The sequence below is a fragment of the Paenibacillus canaveralius genome (genome assembly GCF_047238265.1).
Taxonomy (GTDB): domain Bacteria; phylum Bacillota; class Bacilli; order Paenibacillales; family NBRC-103111; genus Paenibacillus_F.
Map to the genome: position 1 here is coordinate 3,529,314 of NZ_JBDFMM010000001.1, position 18,978 is coordinate 3,548,291.

Below are 18,978 nucleotides of genomic sequence, written 5' to 3' on the forward strand. Positions count from 1 at the left end.
TCAAAGTCACGTCAATTGTAGCACATCTTCAGCCGGAGCATCCATGCCGGACAAGCTTCCGGCCGGCTGCCCTTCCGCCTGCAGATACTGAGATCAATCCCCGCTGCGTACCACGGCGTGTCCGCCGAATTCATTGCGCAGCGCGGCCACGACTTTGCCGTGGAACGTGTCCGTTTCCAGCGACCGGTAGCGCATGAACAAGGACATCGCGATAACCGGCGCGTTCGCTCCGAGATCCAGTGCGGTCTCCACAGTCCACTTGCCTTCGCCCGAGCTCTGCATAACCCCACGGATTCCTTCGAGCTTGGGATCTTTGGAGAAAGCCTGTCCGGCCAGCTCCATCAGCCAGCCCCGGATAACGGAACCGTTCGACCATACTTCCGCTACCTTCTCGTAATCGAAATCGAAGCCGCTTTTGTCCAGCACTTCGAAGCCTTCCGCGATCGCCTGCATCATCCCGTATTCGATTCCGTTATGAACCATTTTAAGAAAGTGGCCCGATCCGCTTTTTCCGGCATACAAATAGCCTTTATCGACGGCCATGTCGCGGAACAGAGGCTCGATTGTCCCGAAGGCTTCCTTGTTTCCCCCGATCATGAAACAGCCGCCGTGCTCGGCTCCTTCCGTTCCGCCGGAAGTTCCGACATCCATGTAATGAATTCCTTGCGCGGCGAGCTTTTCGGAGCGCTCCACGGATTCTTTATAGTGGGAATTTCCGCCGTCTATAAGCACGTCGCCCGCTTGGAGAAGCGGGAGCAGCGAATCGATTACGCTGTCGACGATTTTCCCTGCCGGAACCATCATCCACACCGTTCTCGGAGCGGGAAGGTTCGCAACCAGTTCCTCCAGATTTTCCGATACTACGGCGCCAAGTTCGGCGAGCCGCTTCCCCGGAGCGGGATCTTTATCGAATACGACTGCCTCATGTCCGTGACGGAGCAAATTTTGAACAAGATTGTAACCCATTTTACCGAGACCGATCATACCAATTCTCATGATGTCAATTCCCCTTCTGGTATACTTGTATACAAGATATGTTTTATCATAACTCCGTTCGCGGATTCTGTAAACACTCTTTTTGTAAGCGCTCTATATAACCGATAATGTTCTTTTATTCCGATTGCTTATATTGAAAATAATTCCTTTATTATAAAAGGATGAAATACTCTTAACACCGTGTTTTCTTTGTTCTGCGTCTTTTTTCTTCTGTTTAGGCGTATTTTTCGCAGCCTCATAGGCAATTTCCAATTGACCGCGGCCTTCGTTTACCCTATTATTCCCGCTTCAGGTTAAAAAATGAGGGATTTTTCATAAAAATGATTGCCATTTTCAGAAAAAATATGGCAAAACTACTTCACACGGGAACGAACGTTTGGTATACTAAAAACAAACATTCGTTCGCATACTATCGTATGCGACCCAAGGAGGGTTTTGCTGTGAGTCTGTGGAAAAATGTTCGCTTCATCGAACGCGATTTTTGGTTTCAGAAAATGTTGAATGATACGGAAACTCTGCATTCATGGCAGATCGATGACCTGCTGGGCGAAGCGAATGCTCAATGGGATGACTTGACTTTTAAATTTTTTGATGACGGCTCCGTCACCATTATAGATAACGATACAGACACCCGAGTTTCTCCCCGAGAGCTTAAAGGTGCGGCACTCGATTTTTATATCCGCAAGCGCATCGAATTTATACGTTCGAGCCTGCAGGAGAAAATCCTGATGTACGCCTGAACCGCCCGACTTCCCCTCTTTACAAACCAAAAGGGAACCCCGCTGTTAAGGTTCCCTTTTTCTTCTCCTGTTTTGCCCTGATGTTCCCACATGATGTATGATTCCTCATTTAACTTGGCCTTCACCCTGCATCACCACCGTCTGACACCAAGCAGCGTGAGTTCCTCCCGCTTTAGAACGGCCTATTTATCTCTTGTTGGCCGGATGGCACATACAAGTCGTCAAGTGATCGTTGACCAGTCCCGATGCCTGCATGTACGCATAGCAGATCGTCGTGCCTACAAAAGTGAATCCGTCTTTTTTAAGCGCCTTGCTCATCGCATCCGATTGAGGTGTACTGGCAGGTACTTCTTGAAGCGAATTCCATTGGTTCTGCACGGGCTGCCCGTCTACAAAACTCCAGATATAGTCGGCAAAGCTGCCCGTTCTCTCCCTGATTTTCAGAAACGCCTGCGCATTACGGACAAACGCGCCGACTTTAAGCCGGTTTCGGATGATTCCCGGGTCCTGCAGCAGCTCGGCCAGCTTGTCCTCCCCATACTCCGCCATTTTCTCCGCATCGAATCCGTCATACACGATTCTGTAATGCTCTCTCTTCTTAAGTACCGTGTACCAGCTTAAACCCGCCTGAGCTCCTTCGAGACACAGCATTTCAAACAGCTTCCGGTCGTCCCTTTGCGGAACTCCCCATTCATGATCGTGATAATCCATGTAGAGGGGGTCCTGATTGACCCAGCCGCACCGTATTAGCTCCATTCGTATGTACCTCCCGTTTCTGTAAGATCTGTCATCCGTAAGACTGCGGCTGCAAACTATAGAAGGTGCAGGTGTTTTTGTAAACTTGAGCAGCCGCATCTTGTACCGTGACCGATTTAATCCCCGCAATATGCCGTACGACGTCAGTTACCATCAACGGGTGTGTCATCCTGCCGTCATAGGGTCCTTCAAACGGCCACGGACCGTCCGTTTCGGCCATCATCAGCTCCAGCGGATAACGGGCCGCCAGCTGCCTGATTTCCTCTTCATAGGAGATATCCGGGGTTATAGATATATAATACCCTAAACCGATCATACGTTCGACCGTTTTTTCAGAGCCCTTAAACCAATGAAAATGAGCGCGCTCTATTCCGTACCGTTCCAGAAGGTCCAGCACGAGGTCCGCGTCCTCGTAAACGGCGTGCAAAACGACCGGTTTCTTGTGTTTAGCGGCAAAAGCGATAAAGCGCTCCAGCAAATCCACATAAGGCTGCAGATAAAATGGCGGGCCGGCCTTCTCCGCTTCCGTCCGCATGTAGTAAGGGAGACCGATTTCCCCTACGGCCGCGGCTTCGTGAACGGTCTCCTCCATCCAGCCGAGCAGCTCCTCAAGCTCATCCGCCGAAGGAAGCGGCTGCTCCGGATGAAATCCGTAGGCGGGCCGGACAATGCGGGGATACCGCCGGTGCAGCAGGCGGGTTCTCTCGCAAGAAGCGAGATTCATGGACACGGCAAGCAGCATGGAGACAGGAATACCGTCCGCAATATCCTGGAAAATCAGAGTTTGCTCCCGCTCCCCATACTGTTCGAGATGGATATGGGCGTCGATATAACGGAGTTCGCCGGGACTATGTGCCTGGGGGTCGTCTATGACTGCGCCCTTATTCGTCTCAAGCCCCGGCCCCCCCATCGTCGTTTCTGCTATCTGTTCTTGTCTCTGTTCTTGTCCTTGTCCTTGTTCTCGCCTCTGCTCCGTTGCCGATTTCTTCATCGATTCAACCATCGTTTCCTTCATATCGCAGCCTCCGTCCCGGGATGATTCCGTGTACGATCCCTATACAAGATAGCCCGCAGGCAGCGGGAGCCGATGTTTCAGCTTCCGCTTCCTACGGACTTCATCAGATTGATCAGTTCTCTTTTCATCGAGATAAACGCAGGGTCCTCCGTAATCGTGAGTGCCCGCGGGCGTTCGAATGGAACGATAACTTCCCTTTCGACCCTTGTCGGTTTATCCGATAACAGATAAATACGGTCCGACAGCAGCAAAGCCTCTTCCAGGCTGTGCGTAATGAACAGGACGGAACGTTTATTCTGTTCCCATATCTTGAGCAGCCAGTGCTGCATGTCTTCACGCGTTAACGCGTCCAGCGCACCGAACGGTTCATCCAGGCACATCAGCTCCTGGGGACTGAGCAGTGCCCGCAGAAACGAGACGCGCTGCTGCATTCCGCCGGACAGCACGTGGGGATGCTCCTTTTCATAGCCTTGGAGCCCTACTTTAGCCAGCCATTCCCTCGCAAGAGCCAGCGACTCCGCTTTAGGCAGTCCTGCCGTTTCACGGGCCATGATCACGTTCTCTTCCACGTTCCTCCAAGGAAACAAAGAGGCCTGCTGGGGCATATAGCTGACGAGCCCTTTGCGGCCGGTCACGTCTTTGCCTTCCATATAAATTTGTCCCGACGACGGCCGGATCAGTCCTCCTATAAGGTGAAACAACGTCGTTTTCCCGCTTCCGGAAGGACCGATCAGCGAGACAAATTCGCCTTCATTCACATGAAGGCTAATCCCGTTAAGAATTTTCGTATCGCTTCCGCCTGTGGAGAACGACTTGGAAATTTCTTTTAGCTCCAGTTTTTTCATCGCTTCATTCCTCCTAATGTTTATCGGGTTTCCAGCGGACGGTCCATTTTTCCAGCAGCACAATGGCTCCGAACAGAAGGAGACTCAGAACGACAATAAGGAAGATGGCCACGAACACGCGGTCCGTGCGGAAGGATGACTTAGCCAGCAGCATAAAAACGCCGATTCCTTTATCGGAACCGAGCCATTCGGCGATAACTCCGCCCATCACGCTGTAGGTGGCGGAAATTTTCAGCCCCGAAAAGACGGACGGCAGCGCGTAAGGCAGCTCCCAGCTTCCAGAACAGCTGGCTGCGCCGAGCTCCGATCATTTCCAGATAACGGTGCATGCCGGGATCCGGATTCGACAGCCCTCCGAGAGCCGCAACCGTCACCGGAAAAAAACAGACAAGCGTAATGACAATAAGCTTCGGCAGCAGTCCGAAACCGAACCAGATCATCAAGAGCGGCGCCAGCGCAATCGTCGGAACGTTCTGGGACAAGACCAGCAGCGGATAGAAGGCCGCTTTCATTCCGGGGGTCACATGAAGCAGGCAGGCGATGAAAAGTCCCAGCACCGATCCGATGGCGAAGCCCAGCAGCGTGATGGAGACCGTAAAGCTTACATGCTTGCCCAGCAGGGGCGCCTGCCGGATGCCTTCCTCCACGATCTGCAGGGGCGCCGGAAGCCTCCAGGCCGGCGTACCGGCCCAAGTGACGCCAAGCTGCCATAAAAGCAGCAGAAGGATGGCCGTCAATAAAGGCGGCCATCCTTTCTTCCATAAGGAACGGATCATGGACGGTATTTCTCCGTCAGCTTGTCCATCGAAGCGCCCTCGGGATTAAAATAGATCTTCACTTGCGAGATGACATTGGGGCTGCCGAACTCGATCATCGCTTCGTTCATCTTCCGGATCACGTCCAGCAGTTCGTTCAAATCGCCTTCCATCGTCGTTTCCAGCGGATGAACTTCATGCTTAACGCCGGACTGCTGAATGACTTCGATTGCGCGGTCCACATAGGGGATCACGTCTTCCCCGTTTTTCGTTTTCGGGATAATTTGAATACTGACGAGTGCATTAGCCATAAGATAGTCCTCCCGGCCGACTTTTACAGATCGGCATTATGTATGAAAGAATGCCGGACGGACGAGGTGTCCGTCCCGGACATTACTTGCCGGCAGCCGGCAAAAAGTCATTCGTGAATGCTTTGTCGGCTTCCAGGCTTTTCTCCAGAAGCTTATGATCGAGCATCCATTTCGCGTAGTTTTCCCATACTTCTTTTTTCTGCTCGCCCCAACGCGGAGCATCGTCCTTATATTTCGGGCTCAGCCATTTCTGGCTCGCGAGCACGAGGTTTTTGTCCAGTTCAGGGACCGCTTCCGACAGAACGCCGGCCGCCTCTTCGGGCTTATCGATCGCGAACTGGTAGCCTTTAGAAGCCGCCTCCAGGAACGCTTTCACGAGTTCGGGCTTTTCTTGAATCACTTTCTCGCTGGTCGCGAGAACAGGTGTATAGTAATCGAGCTGTTTCGAATAATCGGTCAAATAAACCATATTTAACGGCTCTTTACGAAGCTCGGATTCAATGCCCGTCCATCCGTAATAAATCCAGGCGAAATCGATATCGCGTTTCACTGCAGTGAAGAAGTCCGCGTCGCCCATGTTGACGATTTTCACCTTCGACGGATCGGCCTTCTCGGTCTGCATCAGCGAGTCGATCATGGCATTTTCGGCCGGGGATCCCCATCCGCCGTACGTTTTGCCTTCGAAATCTTTAGGTTTCTTGATATTTTTAGCGGCCGGAGATGCGAAACCCGACGTGTTGTGCTGGATAATCGCCGCAATGGATACGATCGGCACGCTTTGCGTACGGGCCTGCGTAATCCCTTCCTGGTAGCTTACGCCGAAATCCGCGGCACCCGAAGCGACCATCGCGTCAGCGCCTCCCGCTCCCGGCTGGATGATGTCCACATTCAACCCTTTTTCCGCAAAATAGCCTTTGGCTTTGGCAACATAAAGGCCCGTATGATTCGTATTCGGAGACCAGTCCAGAACGATCTTGATATCCGTTTTCTGAGCCGCGGCAGGCGTCTGCGCCGCCCCCGGCGACGTTTGCCCTCCCTCGGTTCCCCCTGATTTGCCGCATCCGGCAAGCGCAACGGCAAAAGCCGCGGCAAGCGCTGTTGTACGTATAACCCGCTTCATGGTCTTCTCTCCCCTTCTTTATCCGCAGACAAATCAAAAAGCGCCCCCTGATCGGGAACGCACATAAAGTCGGGTAGTATCCGTACGGTTTCCTACGCTGGCATTATCCAGATCAGGTGTAAGGGTCAGTATCTTTATGGGATACAATCTCAGCCGGCCGATTCCAGCACCCCTGCGTCTTATTCGGTTGTCGTGCATTTCTGGGTCTATTATAGCATACGGCCCCCATTTGTCCAGATGACGGTCATCACCTTGTCCGCTAAGACAGCCACTCCCGCAATTTTCCTTTCACTTCCGCGGCATCTTTGTAGCCCAGATCGTGCAGGGCTTCGAGCTTCGATGAATCCTTCTCCATCCGCCCTACCTTGAACGGAGTTGACGGCCGGATCACGATGACCTTGCCTTCCCGCTCCAGCCGCTCGATTTCGTCCAGCGTCCGGTTGTAGACGAGGCTGCGTTCCACCATGGCGCGGACAAGACCCGGGTAGGCCGGATAAAACCGCTGGGCCAGCCACTGCTGCTTGAACGGTTTCTTCCGGTACCCCTTCGGACGGGTAAGCACCACGATATTGCGTTCGTTCCCGTCTTGTATCGACTGATGAATCGGAATGGGCGCCGTGATTCCGCCGTCAAACAGCGTTCTTTCCTGATACAGCACCGGCTGGGAAACGAACGGAAGCGAGCTTGATGCCCGGATTAGCGACAGCGACATTTCGGGCGCTTCGTTTTTGCGGAAAAAGACAGCTTCTCCGCTTACGGCATCCGTCGTTCCGATCACAAGTTCATGGCTTTCCCCGTAAAACGTCTGAAAATCGAAAGGAACCAGGTTATTCGGTATTTCATTGAAAATAAAATCCATTCCGAAGATGCTCTTTTCCCGGAACAGGTTGCGGTAACTGATATATCTTCGGTCGGTAATGAAACCGATCGTCACTTTCTTATTGCGCCCGGGCTGCCGGGAAAGATACGATGCCGCATTGCAAGCGCCGGCAGAAACGCCGATTACGTAAGGAACATACCATTCCTTCTCCATTAAATACTCAAGGACTCCCGCGGTATAGACCCCGCGCATTCCTCCACCCTCAAGCACCAAACCAAGTGAAGCCATTTCTGCCCCTCCCTCTATATCTCTCGTTCCATTATGATTAGCATACTACAATTTTACCGCTAAACAAAACGGCGCCCATCCTGATTTTACCAGAATTTGCCGGGGTTTGTAGGGTGTCACGTGCTTTCCCTGTCAAATCCGCTTTCCTTCATGTAAAAATAAAACGCTGCCCTCAGCGGGAACAGCGTCCTTTTAAACCAGTGAACATGTGCTTCGATTCAGCCTGACATGCTACGATTCATTTTTATTAATTTCGTTTAAGTTCGGTGGATACTCCGACGCTTTGCGCGAATTTAAGGTCACAGCTTCTGATTTCAGCCGGCTTTTGTTCTGTTTGTCGTCAATCTTGGTCGATTTGTTGAACGGCATTTGCACATTCACCTCCGCTGTCGTTATCTTTCGTAGGGTGCCCAAATTACGTCACTCCATAACGGCTGTCCATGAACTGAAGATCTCATTTAAATTTTCAGAATATTGTGTCGAATTTTGCGCTTACCCAGGAAATAGTTCAGCTTCGGGAAATAACCGAATGAATCTGCCCAAGAATGTACATCGTATAGAAAAAGGAGGTTGTTCACGCATGGTAGAAAGTCAGCAGCATCAGCAGTTTATCCGGCATGCCGTCGAGGCGGCGGACGCGGCCATTCTGGCGGCGCAGGAAGCGGAGCACGAGCTTCAGGGGGCCATTACACAGGCCGATCCGAATGCGATTCAGCGGGCACAGGCCAAACTGGGTTCCGCCAAGCGGCAGGTAGCCGAAGCGCAAGCCCAAATCTCATCGTTCGACGGGGATCGGTACGGCCAGCAGCTCCAGCAGACGATCGAACAGCTTCACCAGGCCAAGCAGGATTTGGAAGCAAACGAAGATCATTACCACACGCCGAAGCAAGTCCGGTGATTTACGCTCCGAAAGGAGCTTTTTCTTTTTGAAAAAATTCTACATTATGATAAACTATTCAGGGTATATAAAGCGCCGGCCTTATCTTAAAGGGCGCTGAACAGGGAGGGCCTTCATAATTTATGTTAGTCATTGGGATAGCCGGGGGAACCGGTTCGGGGAAATCAACGGTCGCCCGTTCGATCATAGACGAGCTCGGAACGAAAAACGTCACACTTATTTGCCAGGATAATTACTACGCGGACCGCAGCGACCTGTCCATGGATGAACGCGCGAAAATCAATTACGATCATCCCAACGCTTTTGAAAACGAACTTCTGCTGAAACATCTCGGCGAGCTTCGGAAAGGCCGCGAGATTCAGGTCCCGATATATGATTTTACACAGCACGCCCGTTCTTCGGACACGCTGCTCATCCAAGGCACACCGATCATTGTCATCGAAGGCATTCACGTCCTGACGGACGAGCATCTCCGCAAAGCGCTCGACATCAAAGTGTTTGTCGACACGGACCCGGACGTCCGGATTTTGCGCCGCATTTTGCGGGATACGAATGAAAGAGGCCGCTCTCTGGAATCGGTTGTCGACCAATACATCACGACGGTAAAACCGATGCACGACGCTTTTATCGAGCCGTCCAAGAAGTATGCGGACATCATCATTCCCGAAGGCGGAGAAAACGAGATCGGCATACGCCTGCTCACGACGCTGACGGAAAGCTATATGGACACGCTTCTGACGGATCTTAACTAAGTTCGAAGCACCGCTACCACTTACGCTTTGCAGCTTTTTATCAACCTAGTTTAACCCGAAGATTGCTATAAGCTGGCTTGAAAAAGCGGCGGTAGCACGCGGACGCACGAAAAAGACCCGGATTCAGCCTCGGCTGTGTCCGGGTCTTTCTTTTTGGGTTGGAAAAGGAGCATGCTTCGTTTGAGATAAAATTTGTAATCAAACTTGCGGGCCGCGCATGCTATAACAGTAGGCGGACAACCCGCCCTGACGGTCGGATCTCGGCGCGGATGCCGAGGCCGCCGGCAGCCGGAAGCATGCCCACCGGCAGGCAGCACGCGGGGAGCTTTACGCCTCCCGGATTCCCCCGTCGGCTCTCCCCTTTCCCCGGTTCCGGATCGTAAGTCCCGTAAGGACGAACAAGACGTATACGGAACCGAGCAGGAAGAAAAGGCTGCTCAAGGAGATATACTGGATGCCGAGCCCTCCCAGATTGGGCCCCACCACGCTGCCGATGCTGAACAGAATCGAGCCGATCACGTTGGCCGACGGCAGCAGCTCCCGCGGAAGCAGATCGGCCGCGTACGCGAGTCCCAGCGAGAAGAAGGAACCGATCATGCCTCCCGCCGTCAGCAGAAGAAGGCCGATTCCCCAGACGGAATCTCCGGCGAACGGCACCGCGAGGAACGCGGCGGCACCCATCGCGGCGGCAGCCAGCAGCACGGGCTTTCGGCCGATTTTGTCGCTAAGCATGCCGAGCGGAAGCTGGAGAATCAGCCCGCCGAAGCCGACCAGCGGAAGCAGCATGGATACCGACGTATCGCTGAGTCCGAGCCGCAGACCGTAAAGCGGGAAGCTGCTGTTCAGCACCGCTTCGGTATAGCCGTACAGGAAGGTCGGGATAAGCGCGAACCAGGCGATTTTGGCCGCCTTGCCGTAACGCTTCTGGGCGGGTGATTCCTTCCCGTCCGACTGCACTTTCTGGTCGGGAAGCCTTTGCAGCAGCAGAATAACGACCGTATAAAACGCCGCCACCGTCAAAAACGGCGCGTACGAACCGAGCGCGAGCAGATTGATGCCCGCAGGACCGATACTGAATCCGACTCCGTACGCCATGCCGTAGTAGGAAATATAGCGGCCCCGGCGTTCCTGGGGCGCCGAAGTCAGAATCCAAAGCTGCGTCGTGTAATGCAGGATGGAATTCCCGAATCCGATAATGAACCGCAGAATAAACCAGAACGTAAGATTCCCCCATACGGGAATCAGCAAAATAGCCACCGTCTCCATGGCAATTCCGAGAATTAGAATTTTTTTATACCCGAGCGAGAGCAGAATCCGTTCGACGACGAACATGGACGCAAAACTGCCGATATACATGGCAGCGGCGTTAAACCCGTTAACTCCCGACGAAACGCCTGTCTGCTCCAGCAGGATAGTCAGCAGCGGAAGCAGAAGTCCTTGACTTAAACCGGAAATGATGACAACCAGCAGCAGAAGTACCAGGCGGCGTGTCGGACTCATCGTCTTAACCGACGATACGTTCATGATGTTAAACCTCCCAGCCTATTGAAAACACCCGACTATTGTACCATCGGCTGGAACGCTTGTGAATCGACCCCCGGTTAATTTTTTTAGGCTTCAACGCTTTCCCCGTTTTCCCCGATAAAGTCCAGACGTTCCCCGTAAGCCAGCAGCTTGCCCGGCAGCGGCACACCGAACCGTTTCCAGACGATCAGCCTGACTTTGCGGATCCATTCGTCAAAGCCTTTGTACCCCGCAAACTCCGCTGCATAACGATCGTTCATCATGACAAAATAAGGGCTGGCGTATTTATCGTTCAAAAACCGGAGCGACGTGTCGACAGGAGTATATTTCTTGCGCTTGCCTTCCCACGTGTCCACCGTGTATCGTTCCGGAGGTTTGTCCCGGAGCAGTTCTTCCAGCAATTTCACCCGTTTATGATAAGCGGCCGCGCAGGGAACGCCCATCCGTTTCAAGCTTTCTTCGTGCTGGGGGTAAAAGACGACTTTCCTGAATTTGCGCTCATCCGCAATCACTGCCACCATCCCGGCTTCCTGTTCCGACCAGTCTTCGAACGTTTCGAAAACGAGCAGCGTCCCCCGCTGAGCGGGCGGCTCTTCTTCATACCCGAACGGTACCATTGTATTTCCTCTCGCCACTTGTCTTCGCCTCCTTGCGGCCGTTTTTTCGTTTAGCATTTCATACTTGCTTTCATTTTACCCGAAACGATACGGATGAACACACCGTCCTCCCGGACATGCGGCCGCCTAAATTAATTGACCATTAGAAGAATACATGTTCCAGTTTAATCACTATTTTTGGAGCCGTCTTCTACACATCCCCAAAATGTACTATAATGGGAAGAAGCTTGTCTTCAGTACTCCGTACTGAAATTTTTTACATAGAAGGAGTTCCTGCCCATGAGAGATCCAAGAATGGTTACGTTTGCACGCAACATTATCCGCTATTCGGTTGAACTTCAGCCGGGCGAAAATATTTTGATCGAGCTGATCGGCGTCAAAGATCCTGAGCTTGCAAAATGCTTTATCGAAGAAGTGTACGCCGTCGGCGGCAACCCTATCGTCGAATTGCGCGATCCGGCGATCAACCGCAGCATGATGCTCGGCGCCACACGCGAAACGCTGGAGAAAAAAGCCGAGATCGAACTGAGCCGCATGAAAGAAATGCAGGCTTACGTGGCCGTACGCGCCGGGGACAACGTAACGGAAACCGCAGACGTGCCGGAAGACCGCTTGAAATTGTACATGAGCGTGTATTCCAGACCGGTGACGAACCAGCGTGTCAACCACACGAAATGGTGCGTTATGCGCTATCCGAACGGCTCCATGGCCCAACTGGCCAACACGAGCACCGAAGCGTTCGAGGATTTCTACTTCCAGGTGTGCAACCTCGATTACAGCAAAATGGAAACGGCCATGGAACCCCTGGTTCAGCTTATGAACCGTACGGACAAGGTCCGCCTTGTTTCTCCGGGAACCGATCTTTCGTTCTCCATCAAAGACATTCCGGCGATCAAATGCTGCGGCAAGCGCAACATTCCCGACGGCGAAGTGTATACGGCACCCGTACTCAACACGGTAAACGGTGTCATTTCCTATAATACGCCTACCGTATATTCCGGTACTTCTTTCGAGAATGTCGTCCTCAAATTCGAAAACGGAAAAATCGTGGAAGCGACGAGCAACAACTCCGCCCGCATGAACGAAATTCTGGATACGGATGAAGGCGCGCGTTATATCGGTGAATTTGCTATCGGCGTGAACCCGTACATTCTGCACCCGATGAAAGACACTTTGTTCGATGAAAAAATCGACGGTTCCATTCACTTTACGCCGGGACAAGCTTATGAAATCGCCGACAACGGCAACCGTTCTTCCGTTCACTGGGATATCGTGCTTATCCAGCGTCCCGAATACGGCGGCGGCGAAATCTGGTTTGACGATGTCCTAATCCGCAAGGACGGACGTTTCGTTATTTCCGAACTGGAATGCCTGAACCCCGAAAACCTGAAGTAAACCTGGCTTTCGGTTTACGCCGGACCCGTCGATTGCAGTGATCGGCGCGACTCTGCAAACAGCTTCACCTATCCCGGGTGAAGCTGTTGTTCTTTTGACCCTTGCAGAAAAAAGGATTTACCGTACGTTTACCCGGGTAATCGTATGGGAAAGGAGCTGGTGGCAGGATGGAAAAACGTTCTTACGGCAAAACGGACATGAAGGTAAGCATGCTTGGCCTCGGAGCGGCGGAAATCGGACTGGAGGGAGTGGAAACGGCGGTGGCCGAAAAGCTGCTCGGTACGGCGCTGGACGCCGGGCTGAATCTCATCGACACCGCCGAATGCTACGGAACGAGCGAAGAGCTGATCGGTAAAACAGTCTCGCACCGGCGGGACGATTATTATCTGTTTACGAAATGCGGTCATGCCTCCGGCCTGGATTTTGAGGATTGGGATCCGAGGCTGCTGGAGCAAAGTATCGACCGCAGTCTGAAAAGGCTTCATACGGATTATGTGGATGTGATCCATCTTCACAGCTGCTCCGAAGAAATTTTGCGGCGGGGTGAAGTCATCGAAGTTCTAAAAAGGGCCAAAGAACAAGGCAAAACGCGTTATATCGGCTACAGCGGGGATCATCAAGCGGCTCTGTACGCGATCCGGACGGGAGTATTCGATTCGCTCGAAACTTCACTCAATATCGCGGATCAGGAAGCGATCCAATTGACGCTGCCTGAAGCGGCCCAAAGAGGCATGGGCGTCACGGTCAAACGCCCGATCGCCAATGCGGCGTGGCGGACCGGCCAAAAGCCCCAAAGTCCGTATCAGCATACATACTGGGACCGGCTCCAGGAACTGCAGTATGATTTTCTGAACGGGGATCTGGAAGATTCCATCGGAAAAGCGCTGCGCTTCACCTTATCGGTACCGGACGTCTCGACGGTAATCGTCGGTACGAGCAAGCCCGGCCGCTGGGTCCAGAACGCGCGCCTGGCCGGTCAGGGTCCGCTTCCCCGGGAAGAGCTGGAAGCGATCCGCGCCCGCTGGAAACAAGTTGCCCGCCCTGACTGGATCGGGCAGATGTAAACGGCAAAAGAGCAGTCTGCCCGAATCGGGAGACTGCTCTTTTGTTTCTGCCCGCGGGGCCGGAGGCGCACCGGAGCAGAATGTGTTACAGCGGATTAACCCGGACCGCCGCCTGCTTGCCGCTGACCTGAATGTTCGTTTCTTTCATACCGGCGCTCGAGAGATCCTTAACCAGCCGTTCCAGAAGTTCCTTCGCTTTCGGTCCTTCTTTGCCCTGGATGCGGACGACAAGCTGCACGGCGTTCCCGGAAGCCAGAAGCTTCTCGGCCTGTCTCTGCTTTGTTTCGTAGTCGTGGTCTTCGATGTGCACGGTGAGCCTCAGCTCTTTCACTTTCAGCGGCATGTCTTGGCGGCGGGCCGCCTGCTTGTCTTTCTGGGCCGCTTGCTTCGCCGTTCCTCGTGCGGCAAGCTTGCATGGCGGAGGGCTGCTCATCAATGACGTGCAGACCAGATCGGCGCCTGCTTCCTTCGCCAGCTTCAGCGCTTCTTCCCTCGTCAGGACTCCGAGCTTTTCCCCGTTTAATCCCGTAAGCTCGACCTCTGCCGCTTTTATTTTCTCGTTCATAATAAGCATGATGAGTTCCTCCCGGATGTTGGGCTGTCCGGAAACTTCTGCCGCTATAAGGCTGTGCTATAGAACCAGTTCGTTTCCGTTACCTGTCCCTCCTATTGTAGGGGATGCGGGCAAGAAATACAAAGGGCCCGGCACGGAAACTTCCCCCTCCGCGCACAGCCGCCTGACCGGAGGCATCAGCCCAGCCAGTGGAACAAGGCCCCCTCCGGGGCGGATTCCCGCACGGCAGGCGCTGCTGGTGGTCTCAGCGCCGCGGCTGCGGCCGCGAGGTCCAGGCTGCCAACGGCAGCACAGCCGCCTGACCGGGGCGGTCAGCCCAGCCAGTGGAACACAGTCCCCGCCGGAGCGGACTCCCACACGGCAGGCGCTGCCGGCGGTCTCAGCGCCGCGGCTGCGGTCGCGAGGTCCAAGCTGCCGACGGCAGCCGAGCCTTTCGCAGCCGCCCCTGCCGAGGCAGAGGCCCCATCGGCCGCGGATGCGGAGCCGGCACCTGCTGCGGACGCAGTATCCGCGATGCGGACCGCGCTGCCCTTCGGCACGAGCGCGAAAAGCGCCAGCATGTCGGCATCGCCGAGCCGGATGCAGCCGAGCGAGCGCGCCGCGCCGACAGACGCTGCATCCGCCGTGCCGTGCACCGCGACGGCGCCGAGCCCAAGCGCCGCGGCGCCGTACACGCCCGGCGTCCTGCCCGCGGGAGCGATCACCCGCTCCCGCACGGCGAACGTGCCGTCCGGCGTCGGCGACTCCGGACGGCCGATCCCGGCGCGGGCCTCCAGCACCGCGCCTCCGGCAGTCAAGATCAAGCGGTGCTCCCGCTTGATCACCGTCACCCGCACAGGCTCGAACGGAACGTTCGCCTGTGCGGCAGCGCTTGCGGGTGGCTGGACGCCCGCAAGCGAGGCTCCCGGCAGGTTCGGCGTCAAGGCCGAACCCGCGTCTCCTGCGGCGGGCCGGTAAACCCACCCGCCACCGCCGTCGTAGGACGGGCTCACCCGGATGGAGCCCGTCACGGCTTCCCGCGGCACGAAGCTGAGGTAATTTCCGGGATAGTCCCGGACCAGCTCGTCCAGGCTCCCCGGAAATTTCCCGCCATGGTCCGCGGCGTAGGTCCGGAGCGCCGTCCGGATGAGCTGGGTCCCTATCCGCGTCAGCACTTCGGCGCGCGGAGCACCCTCATCCAGATAGGTGACCTCCACGGTTTTTCGAATCTCCGGTACATATTGCGCCATAACGAAAGCGTTCTCCAATTCGGCGGGCCCACCGGCCGGGAACGCTTGTCCCGCTGCCGGATCCGCCGAAAAATCCGCGGCGCTGTCCCTTTGGCGGATTCCGTAAATGACCCGGCTTTTCTGCGGATTCCGTCCGATAAGCTGCTCCATTTCCAGCCGGAGTAAAGCCTCCGTGCGGACATTGTCCGTGTCAGGGGCAACCCGCATAAGATAAGGCCGCTCGTCCGCTTCCACCCCCGAAAACGCCTCCGGGCGTAAAGAAGCAGCTTCCGGCGAGAAGCTGCTTCCTTGTTGAGGCTGTACTGCATGCGATTCATAACTTGAGGGAGGTCCGTTTTCCGCGGCGGAAGCGGTCTTCTTGCCCCCATCTCCTGAGAGAAGAACGGCCAGCAGAATAAGATTGATAACGATAAGCGCGTAAAGAAATGTCCGCAAAAACTTGTTGAATTTGCTTCCTGTCGCCGCCTCCAGCTCCTTCCGGACTTCCGCCAGGTCGCTTTCCTCCCGCTTCGCCAGTTCATGCACAGCACGGTTAGCGTCAGAGTAATACGGGGAAGGGTACGTTTTCATCACTTCTTGATAATGAAAAAGCGCCCTGGACAAGTTTCCCTGCTCCCTTGCACGCTCTCCCATCCGAAAATGGGCTTCGGGAGACGTTTTATCGGCATAGCGGATGACTTTATCGAAATACTGCGGGTCTCCCCGGCTGATGTATAAATTTTTGTTGACCCGCACAAGCTGCGGTTCCAAAGGATGCGAAAACCGTTTCATCGCTCCTCCCATTCCCTACCTCCTGTTTTTGCCGTCATGAGAGATTAATAGATTGCTTGATACATATTGTATCAACATAAATACAATTTGTATAGTTAGAATCGTACGCCATTTTTCGCGTGCGTCCCTTCGCTATTTTTCTCCCTATCCCGCCTTTGCCGGTGCATGAATTGCTTCCCCTGCAAGCAAACTAATAGCCGGAGGTGGATTCCATGGCAGGAAGAAACAGCAAGCCCAAAAATCGCGGTCCGGCCAGTCATCCGGGCAGACTCGACCAGTTCGGCGACAAGCTGGCCGACGGCAAAGGTCCCCAACCGAAGCCCGAAAACGTTTTAGGGGAGTAACTTCTTTTCTCCGCAGGATTCCGTCTTCACGCCAAAAAAAAGCCCTCCGGCCATTCGGGCCGGAAGGCTTTTCTTATTTATGCGTTTTATCCTAAAACATAACGGCTCAGCATCGCGTACACGTCATTGATGTTGGCGCTTTTGTTAAACTTCTTGACGATAGGCTCGTGCGTGCTCGACAGCCAGATTTTAAGCTCGGCATCCAGATCGAACGTCCCCGCACTTTCTTTTGCAAACCGGATAATGCTTTTGTAGGGCACGGACATATATTCGACCTTGGACCCCGTCACCCCTTGTTTGTCGATAAGAATCAGGCGTTTGTTCGTGAATACGAAACCGTCCCGGATAATTTTGTACGCGACCTGCACTTGCTCTCCCTGGATGAGAAACGGCTCCAGTTCCTTTTGAAGCTTCTCCGGAGACATCTCCGAGGCGTTTCCCAATAAACCGTCCAAAATTCCCACAGCTCATCAACTCCCTAGCCATAATCCTTATTTTACCACACCCGAACCGGACGTACGCGTCTTTTAAAAATCTCCGCCTTCGGCGTCCTCGGCGGCTTCGCGCTCAAGGCGGGCCAGGACGGACTGGATATCTTCAGGCTGAAGAAGCTCCACGGGTGAAACCCCCTTCTCGAAATGAAGGGAACTGCCGCTAAGCAGTACGACATACCGGTCCCCGAACTTGGCAAAATGAACTTTCCTTCCGTAATCCGCCAGCTTTCCTTTTACCGTCAGATGATCGAGCTTAAAGGTCATGCCCAAATCGGGCTGCTGTTCCACCAGAAAGTTGGCGGCCTCCATGACAAGCTCCGGCGCCCACTTCTCCTGCAGTTCCCGCTTCTCGCTTGCGGCCCAAAGTTCAAGATCCCGTTCCTCCGCCTCTTTCTGCTCGGGATGGGCTTCGAGCGTCTGCTCGATATGCTGCTGCACCAGGTTGACCACCTGATGATTAAGCAGTTCGGGCATGGATTTTTCATACTCCACGAATTTCAGCAAATCCTCGAAATATTTGGCGTGCGAAGGCTGATGGATCTTTAGCTCCCAGTCTTCCAACATACCGACCTCCGGCATATACGGATACTGGATCGCTTTCATATTTTTCGCGTTGATCGCCATTTCCACTTCGTGAAGCAGGCTGGATTCGTCCGTAATCCGGGCGATTTTGGGCTCGAAATCGCATTTCATCACGAACACGAACGGCTCGTCAAAGTACTGCGGCAGCTTGGCGCTGGCCGTGATAAGCGCTCCGCTGCGCACCGAACTCGTCTGAATGTAGGCTCTTGCCAGTTCGTCGCTTTCTTTCAGGAAATCCTCCCGGGAAGATGCGCCGCGCAGTCTAGCGAACATATTGTAGTTCGGATTCGTTTCAAGTCCGCATCCCGGCTCCGTTATAAAGCGTCCGATTTTGGTCGGAACCTGCTCGGACTGCGGATTGCGCTCCACCTTGCGCTTGGCAAGCCGGGCAAACTCGCCGCCCAGAAACTGTTCCAGCGCGCTGCCTTCGTAAGCGTCCCCGTCCAAAGTCTGAAAGTGACGGTAAGCCTTGCCCGTCCCTTCTTCGCGTATGACAAAAAATGAGATAAATTCCACTTCGAATTTCATGCTTTTTTCCCCTTTATCCGTTAACCTGCTGTCTAACCTTCTCTGATTGTAGCGAATCCCGCGATTTTTGACAAAAGAAACTGATTCCGGACAAAAAAAACTGCCAGGGTGTGTGATTATTGGAAGTCCCGGCCTGTCTATACTAGTAGGAACGATAGAAATACGATTTACTATGGAGTTGGGGTGTACGATGAGATGATTTATGGAACGAAACTGTTGGAAATGGATGTCGAATTGTTCGCCGCAGCACTCTCGCAGACTGAAGTCTACATCTGGGGAATGGATCACAACGATGTGTATGTCCAAATCGGACGAGGTTTTATCGAAAAGTACAACCAGGACCAGGTGAAAATCCGTTCGAGCCTCAATAGCTGTACAACGATCTACTCAAGAGAAAAATGCGAATTCAGCGCCAAAATGGAAAGCGCGGAAGAGCAGCCTAACTAAGCAAGCCAGTAAACCCGTATAGATAGAGATGAAATGAAGCTGACCCTACATAACCTACAAATCGACCCTATTTAAATAGCAGGAACAACTTTCAGACGATAAATAACGGATTC

The 18,978-nt window shown here is 53.8% G+C and carries 20 protein-coding genes, 1 pseudogene and 1 riboswitch; of the genes and pseudogenes, 7 read left to right on the plus strand and 14 right to left on the minus strand.

Going from position 1 to position 18,978, the window contains the following annotated elements:
• Positions 1–93: 93 nt before the first annotated feature.
• Positions 94–996, minus strand: a complete 903-nt coding sequence (gnd, locus tag ABC395_RS15780; RefSeq protein WP_413004543.1) for a phosphogluconate dehydrogenase (NAD(+)-dependent, decarboxylating) — start codon at positions 994–996, stop codon at positions 94–96.
• Between the two features lie 440 nt (positions 997–1,436).
• Between gnd and ABC395_RS15785 the strand changes: the two genes are divergently transcribed.
• Positions 1,437–1,736 carry a hypothetical protein gene (locus tag ABC395_RS15785; protein WP_413004545.1) on the plus strand — a complete coding sequence of 100 codons (300 nt, stop codon included), beginning with the start codon at positions 1,437–1,439 and terminating at the stop codon, positions 1,734–1,736.
• A gap of 186 nt (positions 1,737–1,922) precedes the next feature.
• On the opposite strand, the gene ABC395_RS15790 is transcribed toward ABC395_RS15785, so the two are convergent.
• The 7 genes and pseudogenes from ABC395_RS15790 to ABC395_RS15820 form a co-directional block, all read right to left on the minus strand.
• Complete coding sequence (locus ABC395_RS15790) at positions 1,923–2,492, minus strand: DNA-3-methyladenine glycosylase I (RefSeq protein WP_413004547.1); 570 nt, start codon at positions 2,490–2,492, stop codon at positions 1,923–1,925.
• Positions 2,493–2,523: 31 nt separating this feature from the next.
• Entirely contained in the window at positions 2,524–3,507 is a 984-nt protein-coding gene (locus ABC395_RS15795; RefSeq protein ID WP_413004549.1) for a TatD family hydrolase, read from the minus strand.
• A 77-nt stretch (positions 3,508–3,584) separates the two neighbouring features.
• A complete protein-coding gene (locus ABC395_RS15800) occupies positions 3,585–4,352 on the minus strand; it encodes an ABC transporter ATP-binding protein (RefSeq protein ID WP_413004550.1) in 768 nt (255 codons plus the stop codon).
• Positions 4,353–4,365: 13 nt separating this feature from the next.
• Positions 4,366–5,128, minus strand: a pseudogene (locus ABC395_RS15805) (ABC transporter permease).
• Positions 5,125–5,418 carry an MTH1187 family thiamine-binding protein gene (locus tag ABC395_RS15810; RefSeq protein ID WP_009672780.1) on the minus strand — a complete coding sequence of 98 codons (294 nt, stop codon included), beginning with the start codon at positions 5,416–5,418 and terminating at the stop codon, positions 5,125–5,127. Before ABC395_RS15810 ends, ABC395_RS15805 begins: the two are co-directional and overlap by 4 nt.
• 82 nt (positions 5,419–5,500) lie before the next feature.
• The gene (locus tag ABC395_RS15815; RefSeq protein WP_413004552.1) at positions 5,501–6,538 is read right to left on the minus strand and encodes an ABC transporter substrate-binding protein; all 1,038 of its coding nucleotides are present in this window, start codon (positions 6,536–6,538) and stop codon (positions 5,501–5,503) included.
• Positions 6,539–6,609: 71 nt separating this feature from the next.
• Positions 6,610–6,722, minus strand: a riboswitch (TPP riboswitch).
• 75 nt (positions 6,723–6,797) lie between these two features.
• The gene (locus ABC395_RS15820; RefSeq protein ID WP_413004554.1) at positions 6,798–7,646 is read right to left on the minus strand and encodes a patatin-like phospholipase family protein; all 849 of its coding nucleotides are present in this window, start codon (positions 7,644–7,646) and stop codon (positions 6,798–6,800) included.
• Positions 7,647–8,226: 580 nt separating this feature from the next.
• On the opposite strand from ABC395_RS15820, the gene ABC395_RS15825 reads away from it, so the two are divergent.
• Positions 8,227–8,544, plus strand: coding sequence for a hypothetical protein (locus ABC395_RS15825; RefSeq protein ID WP_413004555.1), 318 nt, complete (start codon positions 8,227–8,229; stop codon positions 8,542–8,544).
• A 122-nt stretch (positions 8,545–8,666) separates the two neighbouring features.
• A complete protein-coding gene (udk, locus tag ABC395_RS15830) occupies positions 8,667–9,296 on the plus strand; it encodes a uridine kinase (RefSeq protein WP_413004557.1) in 630 nt (209 codons plus the stop codon).
• Positions 9,297–9,623: 327 nt separating this feature from the next.
• Here the strand turns inward: udk and ABC395_RS15835 are convergent, their stop codons facing one another.
• Positions 9,624–10,820: an MFS transporter gene (locus ABC395_RS15835; RefSeq protein ID WP_413004559.1), complete on the minus strand. Its 1,197-nt coding sequence runs from the start codon at positions 10,818–10,820 to the stop codon at positions 9,624–9,626.
• A gap of 86 nt (positions 10,821–10,906) precedes the next feature.
• A complete protein-coding gene (locus tag ABC395_RS15840) occupies positions 10,907–11,455 on the minus strand; it encodes a hypothetical protein (RefSeq protein WP_413004561.1) in 549 nt (182 codons plus the stop codon).
• A gap of 261 nt (positions 11,456–11,716) precedes the next feature.
• Here ABC395_RS15840 and ABC395_RS15845 point away from each other — a divergent pair, with 261 nt between their 5' ends.
• Together ABC395_RS15845 and ABC395_RS15850 are read left to right on the plus strand one after the other, a co-directional pair.
• Positions 11,717–12,832: an aminopeptidase gene (locus ABC395_RS15845; protein WP_413004563.1), complete on the plus strand. Its 1,116-nt coding sequence runs from the start codon at positions 11,717–11,719 to the stop codon at positions 12,830–12,832.
• 167 nt (positions 12,833–12,999) lie between these two features.
• Positions 13,000–13,896, plus strand: a complete 897-nt coding sequence (locus tag ABC395_RS15850) for an aldo/keto reductase (RefSeq protein WP_413004565.1) — start codon at positions 13,000–13,002, stop codon at positions 13,894–13,896.
• Positions 13,897–13,981: 85 nt separating this feature from the next.
• On the opposite strand, the gene infC is transcribed toward ABC395_RS15850, so the two are convergent.
• A complete protein-coding gene (infC, locus tag ABC395_RS15855) occupies positions 13,982–14,470 on the minus strand; it encodes a translation initiation factor IF-3 (RefSeq protein ID WP_413004567.1) in 489 nt (162 codons plus the stop codon).
• Between the two features lie 311 nt (positions 14,471–14,781).
• Positions 14,782–16,482 (minus strand): L,D-transpeptidase family protein, encoded by a 1,701-nt coding sequence (locus ABC395_RS15860; RefSeq protein ID WP_413004569.1) that lies wholly within the window; start codon positions 16,480–16,482, stop codon positions 14,782–14,784.
• A 200-nt stretch (positions 16,483–16,682) separates the two neighbouring features.
• Between ABC395_RS15860 and ABC395_RS15865 the strand changes: the two genes are divergently transcribed.
• Positions 16,683–16,814: a hypothetical protein gene (locus ABC395_RS15865; RefSeq protein ID WP_413004571.1), complete on the plus strand. Its 132-nt coding sequence runs from the start codon at positions 16,683–16,685 to the stop codon at positions 16,812–16,814.
• Positions 16,815–16,900: 86 nt separating this feature from the next.
• Here ABC395_RS15865 and ABC395_RS15870 read toward each other — a convergent pair whose 3' ends face one another.
• Positions 16,901–17,278 (minus strand): PH domain-containing protein, encoded by a 378-nt coding sequence (locus ABC395_RS15870; RefSeq protein WP_372007692.1) that lies wholly within the window; start codon positions 17,276–17,278, stop codon positions 16,901–16,903.
• Between the two features lie 63 nt (positions 17,279–17,341).
• Positions 17,342–18,418, minus strand: a complete 1,077-nt coding sequence (locus ABC395_RS15875; protein ID WP_413004573.1) for a DUF3900 domain-containing protein — start codon at positions 18,416–18,418, stop codon at positions 17,342–17,344.
• 195 nt (positions 18,419–18,613) lie between these two features.
• Here ABC395_RS15875 and ABC395_RS15880 point away from each other — a divergent pair, with 195 nt between their 5' ends.
• Complete coding sequence (locus ABC395_RS15880; protein WP_413004575.1) at positions 18,614–18,865, plus strand: hypothetical protein; 252 nt, start codon at positions 18,614–18,616, stop codon at positions 18,863–18,865.
• Positions 18,866–18,978: the final 113 nt, after the last annotated feature.

Bases quoted from the DNA above. Each gene is read 5' to 3' on its own strand.
- ABC395_RS15815 (WP_413004552.1), bottom strand. From the start codon at position 6,538: ATGAAGCGGGTTATACGTACAACAGCGCTTGCCGCGGCTTTTGCCGTT.
- ABC395_RS15860 (WP_413004569.1), bottom strand. From the start codon at position 16,482: ATGGGAGGAGCGATGAAACGGTTTTCGCATCCTTTGGAACCGCAGCTT.
- ABC395_RS15795 (WP_413004549.1), bottom strand. From the start codon at position 3,507: ATGAAGGAAACGATGGTTGAATCGATGAAGAAATCGGCAACGGAGCAG.
- ABC395_RS15845 (WP_413004563.1), top strand. From the start codon at position 11,717: ATGAGAGATCCAAGAATGGTTACGTTTGCACGCAACATTATCCGCTAT.
- infC (WP_413004567.1), bottom strand. From the start codon at position 14,470: ATGCTTATTATGAACGAGAAAATAAAAGCGGCAGAGGTCGAGCTTACG.
- ABC395_RS15880 (WP_413004575.1), top strand. From the start codon at position 18,614: ATGATTTATGGAACGAAACTGTTGGAAATGGATGTCGAATTGTTCGCC.
- ABC395_RS15820 (WP_413004554.1), bottom strand. From the start codon at position 7,646: ATGGCTTCACTTGGTTTGGTGCTTGAGGGTGGAGGAATGCGCGGGGTC.
- udk (WP_413004557.1), top strand. From the start codon at position 8,667: ATGTTAGTCATTGGGATAGCCGGGGGAACCGGTTCGGGGAAATCAACG.
- ABC395_RS15800 (WP_413004550.1), bottom strand. From the start codon at position 4,352: ATGAAAAAACTGGAGCTAAAAGAAATTTCCAAGTCGTTCTCCACAGGC.
- ABC395_RS15790 (WP_413004547.1), bottom strand. From the start codon at position 2,492: ATGGAGCTAATACGGTGCGGCTGGGTCAATCAGGACCCCCTCTACATG.
- ABC395_RS15835 (WP_413004559.1), bottom strand. From the start codon at position 10,820: ATGAACGTATCGTCGGTTAAGACGATGAGTCCGACACGCCGCCTGGTA.
- ABC395_RS15865 (WP_413004571.1), top strand. From the start codon at position 16,683: ATGGCAGGAAGAAACAGCAAGCCCAAAAATCGCGGTCCGGCCAGTCAT.
- gnd (WP_413004543.1), bottom strand. From the start codon at position 996: ATGAGAATTGGTATGATCGGTCTCGGTAAAATGGGTTACAATCTTGTT.
- ABC395_RS15875 (WP_413004573.1), bottom strand. From the start codon at position 18,418: ATGAAATTCGAAGTGGAATTTATCTCATTTTTTGTCATACGCGAAGAA.
- ABC395_RS15850 (WP_413004565.1), top strand. From the start codon at position 13,000: ATGGAAAAACGTTCTTACGGCAAAACGGACATGAAGGTAAGCATGCTT.
- ABC395_RS15810 (WP_009672780.1), bottom strand. From the start codon at position 5,418: ATGGCTAATGCACTCGTCAGTATTCAAATTATCCCGAAAACGAAAAAC.
- ABC395_RS15825 (WP_413004555.1), top strand. From the start codon at position 8,227: ATGGTAGAAAGTCAGCAGCATCAGCAGTTTATCCGGCATGCCGTCGAG.